General features: G+C 37.8%; 10 protein-coding genes. All 10 read left to right on the top strand.

Annotated elements, in window-relative coordinates:
* The first annotated feature begins 44 nt into the window (after nt 1–44).
* The 10 genes from IP023_RS03330 to IP023_RS03285 all read left to right on the top strand — a co-directional run bounded on the left by IP023_RS03330 (nt 45) and on the right by IP023_RS03285 (nt 17,651).
* Nucleotides 45–1,829 (top strand): acyl-CoA dehydrogenase family protein, encoded by a 1,785-nt coding sequence (locus tag IP023_RS03330; RefSeq protein WP_241788834.1) that lies wholly within the window; start codon nt 45–47, stop codon nt 1,827–1,829.
* Nucleotides 1,830–2,206: 377 nt separating this feature from the next.
* Entirely contained in the window at nt 2,207–4,798 is a 2,592-nt protein-coding gene (locus tag IP023_RS03325) for a TonB-dependent receptor (RefSeq protein ID WP_241788833.1), read from the top strand.
* Nucleotides 4,799–5,017: 219 nt separating this feature from the next.
* Nucleotides 5,018–8,065 (top strand): SusC/RagA family TonB-linked outer membrane protein, encoded by a 3,048-nt coding sequence (locus IP023_RS03320; RefSeq protein WP_241788832.1) that lies wholly within the window; start codon nt 5,018–5,020, stop codon nt 8,063–8,065.
* A 15-nt stretch (nt 8,066–8,080) separates the two neighbouring features.
* Complete coding sequence (locus IP023_RS03315) at nt 8,081–9,550, top strand: RagB/SusD family nutrient uptake outer membrane protein (protein WP_241788831.1); 1,470 nt, start codon at nt 8,081–8,083, stop codon at nt 9,548–9,550.
* Between the two features lie 15 nt (nt 9,551–9,565).
* Nucleotides 9,566–11,164 carry an arylsulfatase gene (locus IP023_RS03310; protein ID WP_241788830.1) on the top strand — a complete coding sequence of 533 codons (1,599 nt, stop codon included), beginning with the start codon at nt 9,566–9,568 and terminating at the stop codon, nt 11,162–11,164.
* Nucleotides 11,165–11,174: 10 nt separating this feature from the next.
* Entirely contained in the window at nt 11,175–12,803 is a 1,629-nt protein-coding gene (locus IP023_RS03305) for an arylsulfatase (RefSeq protein ID WP_241788829.1), read from the top strand.
* Between the two features lie 79 nt (nt 12,804–12,882).
* On the top strand, nt 12,883–13,932 hold the full coding sequence (locus tag IP023_RS03300; RefSeq protein WP_241788828.1) for a formylglycine-generating enzyme family protein: 1,050 nt from the start codon (nt 12,883–12,885) through the stop codon (nt 13,930–13,932).
* 97 nt (nt 13,933–14,029) lie between these two features.
* Nucleotides 14,030–15,469, top strand: a complete 1,440-nt coding sequence (locus tag IP023_RS03295; protein ID WP_241788827.1) for a phytoene desaturase family protein — start codon at nt 14,030–14,032, stop codon at nt 15,467–15,469.
* A complete protein-coding gene (locus IP023_RS03290) occupies nt 15,466–16,386 on the top strand; it encodes a TIGR01777 family oxidoreductase (RefSeq protein WP_241788826.1) in 921 nt (306 codons plus the stop codon). The genes IP023_RS03295 and IP023_RS03290 overlap by 4 nt, the downstream gene beginning before the upstream one ends.
* Nucleotides 16,387–16,394: 8 nt before the next feature.
* On the top strand, nt 16,395–17,651 hold the full coding sequence (locus IP023_RS03285; RefSeq protein WP_241788825.1) for a YeiH family protein: 1,257 nt from the start codon (nt 16,395–16,397) through the stop codon (nt 17,649–17,651).
* The last annotated feature ends 24 nt before the right edge of the window (nt 17,652–17,675 follow it).

The following is a 17,675-nucleotide window of genomic DNA, read 5'->3' as shown; positions in this document are numbered from 1 at the left end:
GTACTATTTTTTTATAGGTTACTTAAGCTAATTGATAAACAGTTATGAGCGAGAAAAAAGTAATTAAAGGTGGTGAATTTGTGATTAAGGAAACTCTTTATACAGATATATTTATTCCTGAAGAATTTGATGAAGAGGCACAGATGATACGCCAAACTTGTTTGGACTTCTTGCAAACAGAAGTATTGAACAAGTTGGACCGTATAGATAGTCAAGAAGAAGGGCTTATGCAAAGCTTACTTGATAAATCGGGTGAGTTGGGTATGTTGGGGGTTTCTATACCTGAGGAGTATGGTGGTTTTGGCAAGAATTTTAATACTTCTATGCTGGTAGCTGATGCTGTAGGTGGAGGTTTTTCCTTTGCTGTAGCGTTATCTGCACATACAGGAATTGGTACTTTACCGATTTTATATTATGGTGACGCAGCTCAAAAAGCGAAGTATATTCCTAAACTAGGTACTGGAGAATGGAAAGCCGCTTACTGTTTAACGGAGCCTAACTCAGGATCTGATGCTAATTCGGGACGTACATCTGCCAAATTGAATGCTGAAGGTACTCACTATCTGATCAATGGTCAAAAAATGTGGATTACGAATGGCGGATTCGCTGATATTTTTATTGTTTTTGCTAAAATTGATGATGATAAAAATTTAACTGCTTTTATCGTAGAGAAGGATTTCGGTGGCATCACGATGAATCCCGAAGAGCATAAATTAGGGATCAAAGGTTCTTCTACGCGACAAATATTCTTTAATGACTGTGCTGTTCCTGTAGAGAATATGTTGTCCGATCGTGAAAATGGTTTTAAAATAGCAGTTAATATTTTAAATATAGGACGTATCAAATTGGGAGCTGCTACTATTGGCTCTGCTCGTTCGGTGATATCTACTGCTGTCAATTATGCCAATGAGCGCGTGCAGTTTAATTTACCTATCTCTAAGTTTGGTGCTATCCGCTATAAATTGGCCGAGATGGCAATACGCTTATTTGCTACTGAATCTGCTGCATATCGTGCAGGACAAAATATAGACGATGTGTATGAAGCGTTGATTGCGGGCGGTATGGATGAAGCTAAAGCCAAGCTTAAATCGGTGGAGCAATATGCGATAGAGTGTGCTATTATCAAAGTATGGTGTTCGGAGATGTTGGACTATGTCGTAGATGAGGGGGTACAGATATATGGTGGGATGGGCTATTCGGCTGAAGCGCCTATGGAAAGAGCATACCGTGACTCGCGTATCAATCGTATCTTCGAAGGTACAAATGAAGTAAACCGTATGTTGGTGGTGGATATGCTGTTGAAGCGTGCTATGAAAGGCGAAATTGATTTGATGGGGCCTGCGCAAGCGGTGGCTGGAGAATTGTTATCTATCCCAGATTTTGGGGACGAGGATGATGCTCCTTTTGCTGCAGAAAAAAAGATTATCGCTAATTTGAAGAAAGCAGGATTATTAATTGCTGGCGCAGCAGTGCAGAAGCTGATGATGACCTTAGCAAAGGAACAAGAGATTTTGATGAATATAGCGGATATTATCGGTTATATATATATTGCTGAATCGGTATTATTACGTGCCGAAAAATTGTACTATACCAAAGGTGAAGATGCGGCAGCATTGCCTATAGATATGGCCAAAGTATATCTCTATTCTGCCCTTGATAAGGTAAATGTTGCGGGCAAAGAAGCTTTGTATTCTTTTGGTGAAGGTGACGAATTGCATATGATGTTGGTAGGCCTGCGCCGCTTTACGAAGGCGCAACCTTTCAATGTAAAGGATGCGCGTCAGCGTATTGCACGTAAACTTATTGAGGAAAATAAATACTGTTTTTAATAGCATAATATTTAGTTGATTATTTTGAAGCCTGCATCTTTTGTAGGCTTTTTTAGGTATAAAACCAAAATGTATATTAAATCTATAAATTAAGTAGACTTTATGAAAAATATTTTTACATTTGCATTGTTGTTATTAACAATTGGGGCTGAGGGGATTTTATGAGTTGTTTGTAATAATTGATAAATTAACGTAAAGAATGAAAAATATTAACCTATGTAAAGCTAAATCAGATTTAAATGTATTAGATCTAATTATCATCAATTGTTTTGATTCGCGAATGCGAATGTGTTGCTAATGAGTTTTTTGCCTTCTCGTGCATAATTTATTTCAACACTATATCCACAGCTGTGGATACATCAAAACAATTGAACAAAATGAAAAAAAATAAAATTCTTTATTTTTCACTACTCCTAGGAGCTAGTACTATAGGTAATCCTCAACGATCCGTGGCTCAAGAGACTAGACCTATTATAAATGCATCATTGACAGGGACTGTTATTGATGCGGTGACAAATGAGCCTTTACAAGGTGTTACTGTGCAATTGGATGGGGTAACGCATCAAGTGACGACAGGTAATAAAGGCTTGTTTGAATTTGTGACAGGTCAAAAGTTGCCTTTTACATTGAATTTGACTTTAGTAGGTTATCAGCCCAAAAAGATTGTTGTTGCTACTTCGCCTACTGTAATAGCGCTGTCTCCACGATTGGAATCTTTGGAGCAGGTGACCGTAACTTCCCGTCGTCGTAAAGAAATATTACAAGATGTACCCATTCCTATTTCAACAATAAAAGGATCTACCTTAGAAGATGCTGGTGCTTTCAATGTAAATCGATTGAAAGAGTTGGTCCCTACTGTTCAATTGTATGCTTCTAATGCACGTAATACGACATTGAATATTCGTGGTTTAGGTTCTACCTATGGATTGACAAATGATGGTATCGATCCTGGTGTAGGTTTCTACTTGGATGGGGTATATATAGCGCGTCCTGCTGCAGCATGGTTAGATTTTGTAGATATTGAACAAATTGAAGTTTTGAGAGGCCCTCAAGGGACTTTATTTGGTAAGAATACAACAGCTGGTGCTTTTAATATTACATCAAGATTACCTCAATTTAATCCTGAAGCCACGGTAGAAGTCAGTTATGGTAATCTTGGGTTTATTCAAGCTACAACTTCTATCTCTGGTCCTTTGTCTAAGAAATTAGCTGCTCGTGCTTCTTTTTCAGGTACACAACGCGATGGTGCTTTATTTAATGTACATACTAACAGTAGGATTAATGATATCAACAACTTAGGGTTCAGAGGGCAGTTGTTATATAACCCCCATGAGCATATAAAAATAGTGTTGGCAGGTGATAAATCTGTACAGCGACCAAATGGATATGGCTGGGCTGTAGCAGGTGTTGTGGAAACTCAACGTGCTGATTATAGACAGTTCAATAATATAATAGCTGATCTTGGGTATGAATTGCCTTATCAAAGTGCATTTGAACGTAAGATAGATTTAGATACGCAATCTAAAGCGGATAATGAATTGGGTGGGGTATCCTTGAATGCTGATTTTAAAATCGCTAATGGTACTTTGACATCGACTACAGCATGGCGTTATTGGGAATGGGTGCCATTGAATGATAGAGATTATCTAGGCTTGCCTGTGTATACGATCTCTGCGGGTAATTCTGTGCATAAGCAATGGTCTCAAGAGTTTAGATACTCTGGAAAGATTTCTGAAAATGTAACTGCTGTTGCAGGTTTATTTGGTTTGTGGCAAGACCTCGGAACAGATCCTGTGCATACGGAAGAAGCGGGATCTGCATTATGGCGATTTCAACAAAGCTCTACTAGTCCTCTATGGTCTACTCCAGGCTTATTTGATAATTTTGGTATACAAACTAAATACGGCATCAAAAGCACGAGTTTAGCGGCCTACACGCAGATCGATTGGGCCATTACGGATGCCTTACATCTCTTGCCAGGATTGCGTTATAATTACGATAAGAAGATCGCTAATTATGATCGTAAGACCTATGGAGGGTTGCAAACTACAGATCCAGCACTGATAGCACTTAAGAATGGTGTTTATACGGACCAAACTTTTGATGTCAATGCTGATGATGGCAATTTATCTGGTCAATTGGCCTTACGTTATAGAATTAATCCTAAAATAAATACCTATGCCAATTATTCTATTAGTTATAAGCCTATTGGAATTAATGTTGGAGGGTTGCCAACAGCCAACGGTGCTGTATTAACAGAGCTGGCAGAAGTAAGGCCTGAAGCGGTCAACTATTATGAAATAGGAATAAAAACTAACCCTACGCGAAATTCAATACTTAACTTCAATATTTATCTTAATGATATTAAGGATTATCAAACTCAAGTACAAACACCTGAACCAGGTGTAAATCGTGGCTATCTGGCCAATGCAGAGAATGTTCAAGTAAAAGGGTTTGAGCTAGATGGTTCTTTAAATATTGGTTACTTTTTGCGTATAAATGGTGCTTTTGCATATACGGATGCTAAGTACAAAAAATTTACCAATGCGCCAGTGCCTTTGGAAGAAGTAGGTGGGCCACAAGCGTTTAAAGATATATCGGGTGAAGTATTGCCTGGTGTATCCAAATGGGCTTGGTCACTTGGTGCTGAAGCTAATAAAGGCGGTAAATTGATCGGTATCAATGGCTCTTACTTTGTCGCTGCTGATGTGTTTTACCGTTCCAAATTCTCTTCCAGCTCTTCTCCATCTCAATTCCTAAATATTGATGCTTATGCTTTGTTAAATGCCCGAGTAGGTTTCAAAGGTTCAAATGGTATCACCCTGTATATATGGAGTAGAAATCTTGGTAATAAAGATTATTATGAACAATTATTAGCCGCTCCAGGAAGTTATGGTCAATATGCAGGTGTTGTCGCTGACCAAAGAACCTATGGTGTTACCTTACGCTATACTTGGAAATCATTATAATAATTTAAAAGAATATAAATGATAGCACGAATAGAAGATAAGATAATACAATATTGCATTTGTTATAAAATGCGAATGTGTAAATAAAGACTTCATTTCCCTTAGAAGCGTACAGGAGAATTTTGGTTCTCCTGTTGCTTCAATCTTTGAAAAATAATGTTACAAGTTATCAATTTGGCGTTGGCACTTGTAAGAATTCACTATTAACATTTCTAAAATATGAAAAAAATTGGAGTATTCAATTACTCTTTAGCTGTGCTATTCGCAATATTTTCTTTGCAAATACTGCATGCACAAGAAACGAAACCTATTATCAATGCTGCTCTAGCAGGGCAAGTCATTGATTCAGAAACTAAAGAGCCTATAGAAGGCGTTACCATTCAGTTGGACGCAGTAACGCATAGTGTCAAAACCGATCGTAATGGTAAATTTCAATTTGTAACAGGTCAGAATTTACCTTTCAAAGTGAAAATCTCTTTTATAGGGTATGCACCTCAAGATTTAGTGATTAGACATTCTCCTGTAGTAATTGCTTTAGTGCCTGCTCCTGCTAGTTTGGACGAAGTAGTCGTTGTTGGTTATGGCACACAGAAAAGAAGAGATTTGACTGCTGCGGTATCTTCTATTCCCAATGAATTATTGAAGCAAAATGTATCTTCTTTGGATCAAGTACTCAAAGGTGGAGCATCAGGGGTTCAGGTAACGCAGACATCTGGTCAACCAGGTGGAGGAGTAAGTGTGCGTGTCCGTGGTGGGGCATCCATCCAAGGTGGTAATGAACCATTATATGTTATCGATGGATTCCCAGTTTACAATCAAGCTGAAAGTACTGGTATAGGGTCGGGGGCAGCCCTGAATCCATTAGCAAGTATCAATCCATCAGATATCGAAAGCATGGAAATACTAAAAGATGCTTCTGCTACCGCAATTTATGGCTCAAGAGGCGCCAATGGTGTAGTCTTGGTGACAACAAAAAAAGGATCTGCAGGACGTTCCAAATTGACTTATGACGGAAGTTATGGAAGCCAATCTGTGATAAAAACTATCGATGTCTTGAATGCAAAAGATTTTGCAATATTGCGTAATGAGGTGCTGTATGATGCTTATCCTGCATTGGGGTCGAATCAATACCTGTCGCAGCACGCTATAGATAATTTAGCGGAAGGAACGAATTGGCAAAATGAAGCTTTTCGTACAGCTCCTATTTCGAATCATCAGCTTTCTTTAACGGGTGGTGCAGAGCGTGTTCAGTATTACTTGGGCGCTAATTATTTTGATCAACAAGGGGTAATTAAGAATACTGATTTCAAACGTTTCGGTGTACGAGCAAATATTAATGCAAAACCGTATCAGAAACTATCCGTAGGATTTAACCTCTCTATTAATCGTACAGATGCACAGATAGCTCCCACAGGAATAGTCAACTCTTTACTGATAATGCCTCCTACTGCTACGATTTATGAAGCAGATGGATCATATACGCTACGTAATCCTTTTGAAAATATTTTTGCTAATCCGATAGCAACTCTGTTAGAGACAACGAATCAACAAGTTGGGGTACGTTCATTGGGGACAGCATTTGCACAGTATGATATCATACCTGGTTTGCAGGTGAAGGTTTTATTTGGCGCTGACTTGAATAATAGAAATGATAAATATTATCTGCCTTCATATATTTATGAAGGATCAGGGAATAAAGGAAGAGCAGATCTTGCGAATTTGGACAATTATTCATGGCTAAATGAGAATACAATTACTTATGATAAAACTTTAGGTCATCATAATTTTAACCTTCTATTAGGTTTTACACAGCAAGAAAGTAGAAATTCAATTTTTTCAGCAGGAGCAGAGAATTTTGTAACTGATGAATTATTATATAATAGTTTGCAAAGTGGATCTACTTTGTTAAGACCTGTTTCAGATTCTTACAAATGGGTTTTACATTCTTATTTGAGTCGTATTAATTACAACTATAAAAGTAAATACTATGCATCCGCAAGTATCCGAAGAGACGGTAGTTCAAGATTTGGCGCTAACAACAAATTTGGTAATTTCCCTTCTTTAGCGCTATCATGGCGCGCTTCTCAAGAAGATTTTGTTAAGGAAAATTTGTCTTTTCTGCATGATTTGAAAATTCGTACGAGTTTCGGTACTACGGGAAATCTCGAAATTGGACAATACCAATCTTTATCTACGTTATATGCTTTGAATTATTACTTGGGTGATGCGATTTCAACGGGGTTTGCCCCTCAACGTGTTCCTAATCAAGATCTGGGTTGGGAAACAACCTATCAATATGATGCAGGAATTGATTTTTCGGTGCTACATGATAGATTGCAATTTTCTTTCGATTGGTATTATAAGAAAACTAAAGATTTATTGTTGAATGTGGAATTACCATGGACTTCAGGTTATGCGAGTTCACTCCAAAATTATGGATCAGTAGAAAACAAGGGGGTGGAGATCAGTCTTAAATCCAAAAATATAGCAAAAGAGTTCGTTTGGAATACAGATTTTAATATTTCGTTCAATAGAAATAAGGTCCTTTCATTAGGTTCCACTACACCTTACATTACGGGGAATTATAGAATAGAAGTTGGTAGGCCATTAGGAACATTTTATGGTACAATTACAGATGGTATTTTGCAGTTGGGTGAGGAAAGTGTTAAGGGGGCTTTTACAGGTAATGCTACTCCTAAGGCAGGAGATCGTTTGTACAAAGATGTTGATGGAGACGGCAAATTTACAACAGCAAATGATAGAGATATTATCGGTAATGCACAACCTGATTTTATTTTTGGTTTAACAAATACATTTAAATACAAAGGATTTGATTTGAATCTGTTGTTGCAAGGAACTGTTGGTAATGAAATATTAAATATCAATAGGCAAAATTTAGAAATGTTCACCGGACAGCAGAATGCTTCTGCAGATGCATTGTTGCGCTGGACAGCTTCAAATCCTTCTCATGCTTATCCACGTGCAAAATTAGATCCAGCGCCAGTTTTTTCTAATCAATTTGTGGAAGATGGTTCTTTTGTACGCTTGAAATCCTTGCAATTAGGATATATTTTTCCTAAATCTTGGTTGAAAAATTCATTATCCAATGTGAGATTATATGTAGTAGGTCAAAATCTTTGGACATGGACGAAGTATACTGGTTTTGATCCTGAAGTGACATCAGGTAGTAACATTCAGATAGGTTCTGATGGAGGGATATATCCAACAGCCAAGTCATTCGCTTTCGGAGTATCTATCACATTCTAAAAAGGAGGAATTAACATGAAAAAAATATTTTTATTATTAGCTATAACTTCTGGTTTGTTACTCGCATCTTGCTCCAAATTGGAAGAAAGTCCTGATGCATTGATTGTATCGGAACAATTTTATAAAACCGAAGACCAGGCGACTTCTGCACTTACAGGTACCTATCGTAAGTTATTTGAAAGTGGTCAATCCATCTATAATGGTCTTTTTCAGATTGGCGTAGAAATGGCAACAGATGATTATGAAGCTGGACCACGTGCCCGTAATGCGCATGTTCGTGCCATTGCTGGATTGACACATGATGCTTCAAATGATAGAATGGAACAACTTTGGAAGCAGAGCTATGATGCAATTAACGCTTCGAATGTCAATATCAAAAGTATTGAAGCCATGACAAATGATCAAATATCGGCCACAATAAAATTACGTTTGGTCAATGAAGCAAAGTTTTTAAGGGCTTTACATTATTTCAATTTAGTGAGATGGTTTGGTGATGTACCCTTGATAACTGTGCATTTGACTTCCTTAAGTACTGATCAGTTACATGTCACAAAAGCTGAAGAATCAACAGTATATGCGCAGATCGAAGCAGATTTGATAGATGCCGAGCAACTCCCTAATTATTTGGAGTATGGAGAAAAAGATAAAGCTAGAGCTTCTCGTGGTGCTGCTAAAAGTTTATTAGCTAAAGTATATTTGACACAGCAGAAATGGTCGTTAGCACGCAATAAAGCTAAGGAAGTAATCGATAATGAAGGTTATGAATTGTTTGAAAATTTTGCAGATGTATTTGCAGTGGATAAGAAAAATGGGAAAGAGCATATTTTCTCGGCACAGTTTAAAGGTAATTCAGGTTATCAAGGTAATACCTTAGCTAGCCGTTCTGCACCAGCAGATATTCCAGGTATTAATGGTGATTACGCTGATGCTTTGCACATAGAAGGTGGATTATATAATTCATATGCAAGCTATGACGCGCGTTTGCCTGTAACTTTTTCTACAGGTAAAGTGTCGCCTGTTGATAGTCGTTATTACGCACTCAAAAAGCCGCAATTCAATAAGTACTATGATGAATCAGTTATTGGAAATCAGAGTCAATCTTCCAAGAATTTGCCCATTATACGTTATGCTGAAGTGTTGTTGATGTTTGCTGAAGCGGAAAATGAATTGTCGGCTGAGGCAACAACAGATGCTATTGCTGCTTTAAACGAGGTGAGATCCCGCTCGAATGCTGATTTATTGAGTTCCAGTGTAAGTAAAGATGATTTTAGAGAATTGGTGTTTGAAGAAAGAAGAAAGGAATTTGTGTACGAATACCAAAGATGGTTTGATTTAGTCCGTCGAGGAGCGTCCTATTATATTACTAAATTAAGTGCTGCTGGTAAAACGCTTGCAGCAAGTCGTCATCTTCATTTTCCGACTCCTCAAAGGGAATTAAACTTAAATCCTAATTTGAAACAACACCCAGATTGGGTCAATAATTAATTAAAACGATACATTATGATTAAAGGAATACAAAGTATATTACTACTGTTATTATTCAGTTCTTGGGTAGTAGCACAGGATAAAAGGCCCAATATTATACTGGTCTTGGTAGATGATTTGGGTTTTTCGGATATTGAACCTTATGGTGGTTTGGAGGTGCAAACACCCAATTTATCCAAATTGGCGCTCGAAGGGACGCGTTTTCAAGAGTTTTACAATAACTCTATTTGCGCACCTACACGAGCATCCTTATTGACAGGGCAATATGCACATAAAGCAGGTATTGGCTACTTTAATGTTAATTTGGGCTTACCTGCTTATCAAGGGTTTTTAAATAAAGAATCTTTAACTTTGGCGGAGGTATTGAAAAATTCGGGTTATTCAACTATTATTTCCGGCAAATGGCATGTAGGTGATGACTTTGATCAATGGCCTGCACAACGTGGCTTTGAAAGGTCTTTTGGTTTTATTCCCGGTGCAAGCAATTTTTACGAGATAAATGAACCTGATAAGCGTACAGTCCATTTGTTAAAAAATAATGAAACTTATTATTTACCTAAAGGAAGGTACCTAACGGATGAAATTACTGACCAAGCTATTTCTTTTCTGCAAGAGCAAAATAAAGAAAATAAGCAAAAACCTTTCTTTTTATATCTAGCTTTTAATGCACCACATTGGCCATTGCAGGCTCCCGAAGACGTTATTACGAAGTATGATGGTATCTATAAGATAGGTTGGGATAGTTTACGTATAGATCGATATAGACAAGCAGTTGAGAAGGGCGTTTTTCCTAAAGGACAAAAAATTAGTGAAATAGATGCATCTATTAGACCGTGGAATAGACTCACTTTTGATGAACAGCAATATTGGCAACGTCGTCAGCAAGTGTTTGCAGGTATGATAGATCATATGGATCAAAGCCTAGGTAGAATTTTGGGTACATTAAAGGATCTTAAAAAATATGACAATACAATCATCGTGTTTTTATCAGATAATGGAGCGCAAGGGGGAGATAATACCCGTATTTACACCGTTCGAAATACTGAAACCGTTGGAAGGGCTGGCTCGTATGATATTCAAAATAGTAATTGGTCACAAACAGGAAATTCTCCATTGCGAAGCTATAAAGACAACCCGTATGAAGGAGGCATAGGAGCTCCTTTTATCGTTTGGTATCCCAAAGAAGTCAAAGCCAATGTAATTAAAAAAGGAACTGGCCATATTATAGATATTGCGCCTACATTGTATGATTATGCTAAGGCAAAGTATCCTGATAATTATCAAAATAGTATAACGAATAAATTAGTAGGTGTAAGTTTGCGGAGTACCTTATCTTCCGAGCAACAGCAAGTGGATAGATCGACTCCATTATTCTGGGAGAGAGCAGGGAATAGAGCCGTTAGAAAAGGGAAATGGAAGATGGTTTCCTTATTTAAGAATGGAGGGAAAGTTGAATTGTATAATATCGATGACGATAGGGGGGAGAATATAGATGTTGCTTCTCAATATCCTGAAGTTATTAATGAATTAGAAGCCTTATACAGCAATTGGGCTAAGGAAACAGGTGTTGTAGATTATAATCGTATCAAAGTGCAACGTAACCCTCTAAGATAAATTAAAGAAAATGAAAAAGATATTATTATTAATATTTGCGATAGGGTATAGTTTAATTATTTTTTCGCAGACAAAAAGTAAACCTAATATCATATTGATATTAGCAGATGATTTAGGATATTCGGATTTGGGCGCTTATGGTTCAGAAATAGCAACACCAAACTTAGATAAATTGGCGTCAGAAGGTTTGCGATTTAAAGAGTTTTATAATAATTCTATTTGCGCACCTACCAGAGCATCATTGCTCACTGGTCAGTATCAACACAAAGCTGGTGTAGGATATTTTTCGAATGATTTAGGTTTACCTGCTTATCAAGGGTATCTCAATGCGGAATCGTTGACCTTGGCAGAAGTACTTAATGCTAACGGCTATTTGACGTTAACATCGGGGAAATGGCATGTTTCGGGCAATGGCAAGAGCTATCCTGCAGACAGAGGTTTTGAAAGGGTGTTTCCACAGGGTACCTCCGCAAATTCTGGAGCGCCTACTTTTGGTAAACCTAAAGTGGATGCTGAGGGTTATCCTTTGAGCGAATATTTAGCAACAAATGTAATTCAAGCAAATGCAGGAAAGTTTTTGGATGACGCAAAATCTGTAAATAAGCCTTTCTTTTTATATCTAGCACATACAGCGCCACATTGGCCATTAGTAGCATTGCCTGAAGATATTGCTAAGTATAAAGGTAAGTATGATAAAGGATGGACGGCTTTACGCAAGCAAAGATTTGAGAAACAAAAAGATTTAGGTTTATTTGATGGTACGGTGAATCTTTCTATTCCAGATCAAGATTTGTATGATTGGGAGAGATTGTCCTTTGATCAAAAAAAAATGTGGGCTAAAAAGATGGAAGTATATGCGGCAATGGTTGATCGACTAGATCAAAGTATTGGTTTGTTGATTGACAAATTGAAAGAAAATAATCAATATGATAATACCATAATTTTCTTCTTATCGGATAATGGTGCTCCGGCAGAGGATTTGGTGAAATGGTATGATGGAGCACGCAAAAATACAGGTCCTGTAGGTACAGAAGGTTCTTTTGAGTCTCAAAGTAAGAATTGGTCGTACGCTTCTAATACACCTTTCAAAGCATTTAAAGATTATATGCATGAAGGAGGAATTAATACACCCTTTATTGCATGGTTTCCAAAACAGATAAAGCCTAATGTAATTGTGAAAGGTACAGGTCACATTATTGATATTGCGCCTACCTTATATGAATTAGCAGGTGCTAATTATCCACAGACTTATAAAGATACAGTTCTATCCAATCCATTACCTGGGCGAAGTTTAGTGCCGGTGTTATCAGGGATAAAAAATGAGGTAGATAGACCCGAAGGATTATTTTGGGAGAGAGCAGGAAATAGAGCAGTACGTATTGGTAATTGGAAGTTGGTTTCGACCTATCCGTCATACAATTGGGAGTTATATGATTTAAACAATGACCCTACAGAAACTACCGATATAGCTAGACAACATCATGCTGTCGTTTCTCAATTATCACAAGCTTATTTTCGATGGGCTAATGATAATGGTGTCGTTGATTTTGCGGAAATTGAAGATAAGGAGCCCAAAACGATGCGCAATTTTAGAAAGAGCAAAATACAGGAGCCTGTGGGCTCAGCTTTTGGTTGGTAGGATACATAAAGACATATCTACACAAACTTAAATTATTGTTGTATATTGTATACTTTTGTTTTGAATATAAATTTTTGTTATGAATCCTAATCAATTTTTTTCATTTAGTATTTTCATGTTATCGTTTTTGACTAGTTATGCTCAAGATAGCCTTTCTTGTTGTGCAGAAACAGTAGCGTCTCGATTTGAAAAAATATCAGCAGCTGTGCAAGTCAATAAGAAGATTGGTGATTCAAAAACGACTAAGATGATTTTTATTAAAGGAGGTGTCTTTGCTATGGGTTCTGATTTGTATGCTGACACAAAACCTCTTCGTAATATTGAATTATCTGATTTTTGGATGGATGAGCACGAGGTTACGAATGCACAGTTTGCCCAGTTTGTAGAAGAGACTGGATATGTTACACTGGCAGAGCGGAGTTTAGATCCGAAGGATTTCCCGGGTGTGGATACAGTTTTGTTAAGACCGAGTTCTGCAGTTTTTGCAGCTCCAGAAAGAGTTAGAAACCTTGATGATCATATGAAATGGTGGCGTTTGGTAGAAGGTGCTTGCTGGAAATATCCTGAAGGGAAGAATAGTACTCTTGTAGGACGTGAGCATCATCCTGTTGTGCATATTGCTCATGAGGACGCTGCGGCGTATGCGGCTTGGGCAGGAAAGCGATTGCCTACAGAAGCGGAATGGGAATATGCGGCAAGAGGAGGTAATTCTGGTACTCATATTTATTATTGGGGAGATGAATTAAAGCCAAATAATAAATGGGTAGCAAATATCTATCAAGGGAATTTTCCTATTTCTAATACTAAGGAAGATGGCTTTGAAACTACATCGCCTGTAAAAAGTTTTCCCGCTAATCCTTATGGTTTGTATGATATGGAGGGTAATGTGTGGGAGTGGTGTTCTGATTTTTACCAACCGCGATATGAGCTGACAACGTTGAAAAATCCTACAGGGCCTAGTTCTTCTTTTGATCCTCGCGAACCTCATGTTGTAAAAAAAGTACAGCGTGGAGGCTCTTTCTTATGTACGGATCAATATTGTGAGCGCTATAAAGCAAGCACCAGAGGTAAAGCAGATGTCAATACCTCAACCAATAATGTTGGTTTTAGATGTGTGAAGGATATATAGTATAGCATTTCATTGCGATTCTTTGCTGTAGCATAAAGGATAAATTTGCTTAAGGAAGTTCTTCATTATAAAATATTCGCTGTAAATTTAATACTAATTGAAAAAATACGATGCGATCATAATAGGTTCTGGTCCTAATGGCCTTGCCGCTGCAATAACCTTGCAGCAGCAAGGCCTTTCTACGTTGGTCGTAGAAGGGGCAGAAACCATAGGTGGTGGATTACGCACCAAAGAACTTACGTTGAGTGGATTTAAACATGACGTTTGTTCGGCAATCCATCCTATGGCGATGGCATCCCCATTTTTTCAATCTATTCCATTACGTGATTATGGTTTAGAATTTGTACAGCCGACTATTGCGGCAGCGCATCCTTTGGATAATGGTGATGCTGGTATTTTATATCAGGATATACATCAAACGGCTAAGGCCTTAGGAGCTGATGGGAAAAAATATCTTCATTTGTTGAAAAGTATGGTAGATAGCTATACTGATCTATCCGAAGATACGCTAGGCCCGTTGAGGCTTCCGAAGCATCCTTTTACATTAGCATCTTTTGGGCTGAAAGCACTTCCACCAGCGAGTTGGATTGCTAAGCTATTTAGCGAAGAGAAAACCAAAGCATTATGGGCAGGTATGGCGGGGCATGGTATGCAGCCATTATCCAATTGGACGACATCAGCAATAGGATTTATGTTGATGGCGGTAGGGCATCGTTATGGTTGGCCTATTCCAGTTGGTGGGTCACAGGCTATTGCAGATGCGTTAGTACGTTATTACCAATCGCTAGGAGGAGAAGTGCAGACAGGTTTGTGGGTCAAAGATGTAAAGGATCTCCCCGAGCATAAGCTTTTGTTTTTGGATATGACACCAAAACAAATTCTTGCATTGAAAGGGCTAGATTTAAAAGAAACCTATCTCCATCAATTAAAGAAGTATCGTCAAGGGATGGGGGTTTTTAAGATGGATTGGGCATTGTCCGAACCTGTTCCTTTTACAAATAAAGATACCCGACAGGCAGGAACCGTTCATCTAGGGGGTACATTTGCTGAAATTGCGCATTATGAAAAAACAGCACATCAAGGGCACGTTTTGGATAAGCCTTTTGTGCTCTTTGCACAGCAAAGTATATTTGACAACACACGAGCACCAGAAGGTAAACATACAGGATGGGCATATTGTCATGTACCCAACGGTACAGAAGCGGATTATACGGCGGCAATCGAAAGTCAAATAGAGCGCTTTGCACCCGGTTTTAAGGATACAATATTGGCAAAGCATACTTTTTCGGCAATACAGATGGAGGCGTATAACCCCAATTATGTAGGAGGTGATATCAATGGTGGAATAATGGATATAGCGCAGTTATATACACGGCCGACTTTATCTTTGACGCCATATCGTACCACCAATGCTTCGGTTTATATTTGTTCTTCTTCTACTCCTCCGGGGGGCGGAGTACACGGAATGTGTGGTTTTCAGGCCGCAAAAGTAGCCCTCAACGATCATTATGGTTTAAATATAAATCTCAACATATGAAAAAGGTAGTTTTAGCAGGTGGTACAGGCAATTTAGGCCAATTGTTGACTACAGCATTCCTTAATAATGGATGGCATGTAGTGATATTGACACGAAGGATCGCACAGCCAAATACAGACCAGATTACATGGGTCGAGTGGGATGGCAAAAATATAGGTAATTGGGCACAGTATCTTGAAGGTGCCGATGCTGTAATAAATCTTTCGGGTAAAAGTATACAATGCCGTTTTACGGAAGATAATAAAAGGGAATTGTGGGATTCTAGAATTCTTCCGACCAAAGCAATTGGTATGGCTATACAAACACTTCATAATAAGCCCAGCATATGGGTTAATTTTTCTGGTGTGTCTATATTTAATCAATTATCACATTTACAAGATGAGAATAGTAAAGAAATCGGAACGGGTTTTTTAGCATCGCTAACCAAAGATTGGGAACAATCCTTTTGGGAAAGCAATGTAGCAGATGTCAAGCAGGTTATCCTCCGGATAAGCCCAGTATTATTGAAGGATTCAGGTTTTTTCGCTGAATTACTGCCTTTAGTAAAATTTGGTTTAGGAGGCAAAGTTGCCGATGGTAAGCAGTGGATGAATTGGATTCATTATGCCGATTTGATAGCACTTATCTTTTGGATACTGCAACAAGAGAATCCTTCGCCCATTTATCATGCCTGCTCCCCAAATCCTTCTTCCAATGCGCTATTTATGAAAACTTTTAGAAGTGCTGTCGGCATGCCCATAGGTTTTCCATTACCTTCATTTATGGCCAAAATAGGGGCTTTTGTCAAAGCTGTGGATGCTTCCCTATTATTGGACTCCGTCCCTGTAACGACTACAGTTCCAGCACAACAAGGATTTGTTTTTAAATATCCTAATGCAGAACTTGCAATCAAACAATTATTAAAAAAATCAACCTAAATAATTACATGTCAGTAAAAAAATCATTTTCATTTACAGAGGATTGGGTAGTTGTTATCTTAGGATTAGCTATCATCTTTTTAGCCTTATCGGGTATAATAATACCAAAACCTACCTTTAGTTGGGATTCAGTAGATTCTTTACAAAATAAAGTATTAGCAAAAGATAATCTAATAAAAATTGGTCAGCAGTTTTTACTTGTATATGGTGCTGCCATATTAGGAACTTTATTCCTTAGGAAAAATTTGAATGCGCTATTGGTCGTATTCCCTATTGTGTTTATATTGACTTGTATTGCTATGCTTATTGCAGAAAACGCTCTTATTAAAGACTATAATCTTGATGCAGTTATTTTTGCCTTAGGAATTGGTTTAGCGATAGGTAACTTTTTTAAATTGCCTCTTTGGTTCAAGGAGTCACTAAATACAGAATTATATGTCAAAGTAGGTTTAGTATTGTTGGGAACAACGGTGATTTTTGGTGATATCCTTAAAGCAGGTTCTTTGGGATTAATTCAAGCTTTGGTCGTCGTAATTTCCGTTTGGTACTTTGCATTTTGGCTTTGTAAAAAGTTGAAAATTGATAAAGAGATGTCTTTGATGTTATCCAGCGCAGTTTCTATATGTGGTGTTTCGGCAGCAATAGCTACTTCAGGTGCAATAAAAGGGGATGCTAAGAAATTGTCCTATGTGATTTCTTTAGTGCTTATCACAGCCATTCCGATGATGATATGTATGCCTTATATGGCCGAATGGATGGGCTTATCGCAAGAGGTAACTGGTGCTTGGCTTGGGGGTTCTATTGATACAACAGGTGCTGTAGTTGCTTCGGGCTCTTTAGTAGGGGAGGAAGCTTTGAAAATAAGTACTATCGTCAAATTCTCTCAAAATGTATTGTTAGGAATTGCTGCATTTGCCATTAGTATATACTGGACCTATGCCAAATCCGTTGATGACGAAACTAAAAGAGAAAAACCTACCTTAAAAATTATTTGGGAACGCTTTCCTAAGTTTGTGATCGGATTTGTCTTTGCTTCGTTATTATTTTCTTTCTTTATTTCGCCAGAAACGAATGATCTTGTAAAAGGAAGTTTAAAGAGTATTCAGGGCTTGTGGTTTGTATTGGCTTTTACATCGATAGGATTAGAAACTAATTTTAAAGAACTTTTTGTACACAGCAATAAAAAACCATTATATGCCTTTTTGATAGCACAGACATTTAATGTCTTGGTTACTTTAGTGATCGCTTTACTTTTATTTCGTTAAGTGATTTTGTTTTTTTAAATTATG

It is taken from the genome of Sphingobacterium rhinopitheci, assembly GCF_022627575.1.
Lineage (GTDB): Bacteria > Bacteroidota > Bacteroidia > Sphingobacteriales > Sphingobacteriaceae > Sphingobacterium > Sphingobacterium rhinopitheci.
The sequence above is the reverse complement of the archived record's forward strand: the minus strand, read 5'-3'. Positions and strand labels throughout refer to the sequence as shown.

Coding starts and splice junctions, on each gene's coding strand:
- IP023_RS03330 (WP_241788834.1), top strand. CDS start 45: ATGAGCGAGAAAAAAGTAATTAAAGGTGGTGAATTTGTGATTAAGGAA.
- IP023_RS03325 (WP_241788833.1), top strand. CDS start 2,207: ATGAAAAAAAATAAAATTCTTTATTTTTCACTACTCCTAGGAGCTAGT.
- IP023_RS03320 (WP_241788832.1), top strand. CDS start 5,018: ATGAAAAAAATTGGAGTATTCAATTACTCTTTAGCTGTGCTATTCGCA.
- IP023_RS03315 (WP_241788831.1), top strand. CDS start 8,081: ATGAAAAAAATATTTTTATTATTAGCTATAACTTCTGGTTTGTTACTC.
- IP023_RS03310 (WP_241788830.1), top strand. CDS start 9,566: ATGATTAAAGGAATACAAAGTATATTACTACTGTTATTATTCAGTTCT.
- IP023_RS03305 (WP_241788829.1), top strand. CDS start 11,175: ATGAAAAAGATATTATTATTAATATTTGCGATAGGGTATAGTTTAATT.
- IP023_RS03300 (WP_241788828.1), top strand. CDS start 12,883: ATGAATCCTAATCAATTTTTTTCATTTAGTATTTTCATGTTATCGTTT.
- IP023_RS03290 (WP_241788826.1), top strand. CDS start 15,466: ATGAAAAAGGTAGTTTTAGCAGGTGGTACAGGCAATTTAGGCCAATTG.
- IP023_RS03285 (WP_241788825.1), top strand. CDS start 16,395: ATGTCAGTAAAAAAATCATTTTCATTTACAGAGGATTGGGTAGTTGTT.